We start from the raw sequence: 923 nt of genomic DNA, 5'->3' as shown, positions 1-923 counted from the left end.
CAGCGGCTGGCTCGAGTCGCACCTCGGGGGACTGCGTGCGGCCCTCGACGACGTCGCCCGACACGGGCCCACCCTCGACCGGTGGGCGGGCCGGCTCACCTCGCGCCTGCTCGCGGGCGGGAGGCTCCTGGCCGCCGGCAACGGCGGCAGTGCGGCCGAGGCCCAACACTTCACGGCCGAGTTCGTCGGACGGTTCATCGAGGACCGGCGTCCCGTCTCCGCGATAGCCCTGACCTCCGACCTGTCAGGGCTCACCGCGATCGGCAACGACTACGGCTACGCGGAGGTCTTCGCCCGCCAGGTCGAGGCGCACGCCTCGCCGGGTGACATCCTCGTGCTGCTGTCCACGAGCGGCACCAGCGAGAACGTCATCGCCGCCGCCCGCCGGGCGCGCGAGCGCGGCGTCACCACATGGGCCCTCACCGGAGGCGGACCCAACCCGCTCGAGGAGGAATGCGACGAGTCGATACGGGTCGCCTCCTGCAACACGGCGGTGATCCAGGAGTGCCACCTGGTGCTCCTGCACGCCCTCGCGGCCGCCGTGGACACGCGGCTGCCCCGGAGCCGAGAGGTGGACAATGCACGCTGACCCCGTGGCCGTCGTCGGAGACGTCGTCCTCGACCGTGACCTCGAGGGCACGTCGACCAGGTTGTGCCCTGACGCCCCCGTCCCCGTCGTGGACGCCGATCACACGCGCGTGAGTCCCGGCGGCGCCGGGTTGGCGGCGCTCATGTGCGCGCGCATCGACCGCGTGCCCCGCGTCCGGCTCGTCGCGCCCCTGGCCGACGACGCCGCCGGGGAGACGCTGCGCTCCGAGCTCGCCGACATCGACGTCCGTGCGCTCGGGCACGAGGGCGGCACCCGCACCAAGACCCGTATCCGGGCCGGCGGCCAGACGCTGCTCCGCGTGGACGACGGCGGG

Annotated in this window: 1 protein-coding gene and 1 pseudogene; both read left to right on the top strand. The window is 74.1% G+C overall.

The features are described from left to right. Window positions 1-589: D-sedoheptulose-7-phosphate isomerase (locus HMPREF3086_RS00600; protein ID WP_371441629.1), on the top strand; the 589-nt coding region annotated here is incomplete at its 5' end. Further along, window positions 579-923 (top strand): annotated as a pseudogene (locus HMPREF3086_RS18740) (hypothetical protein); the annotation flags it as partial. The gene HMPREF3086_RS00600 and the pseudogene HMPREF3086_RS18740, both read left to right, overlap by 11 nt.

The sequence above is a fragment of the Dietzia sp. HMSC21D01 genome, from assembly GCF_001815995.1.
Lineage (GTDB): Bacteria > Actinomycetota > Actinomycetes > Mycobacteriales > Mycobacteriaceae > Dietzia > Dietzia cinnamea.
This window is presented reverse-complemented; position numbering and strand designations above follow the sequence as displayed.